1 protein-coding gene is annotated in these 260 nt (G+C 64.6%); it reads right to left on the bottom strand.

Going from position 1 to position 260, the window contains the following annotated elements:
* The coding region (locus tag WDW90_RS39995) for a hypothetical protein (RefSeq protein ID WP_336493104.1) at positions 1-260 on the bottom strand (260 nt) is incomplete at both ends.

Here is a 260-nt window from a genome sequence, read left to right as displayed (position 1 = left end):
CTCTGCGCGGATTCGACGGGTCGAACAGGATGCAGACCTGCGGACCTGCGACTTTGGCTTTCGCCAGCAACGCCCTGGCCTCGCTCACGTCGACCCGCGCGTAGCCGGCTGATCCGTTGACCTTGACGGCCCGTGCGTAGCCATCCGAACCGGGCAGGAACACCTGCGAAGAGCGCAATCGCGCATCCTTCTGAAGTGGCTTGATGAGCTCGTCGAGGATCTGCTGACGCGGGACGACCTTGAGGAAGGCCTCGCGCACG

Source organism: Methylobacterium nigriterrae, assembly GCF_037106235.1.
Taxonomy (GTDB): domain Bacteria; phylum Pseudomonadota; class Alphaproteobacteria; order Rhizobiales; family Beijerinckiaceae; genus Methylobacterium; species Methylobacterium nigriterrae.
This window is presented reverse-complemented; position numbering and strand designations above follow the sequence as displayed.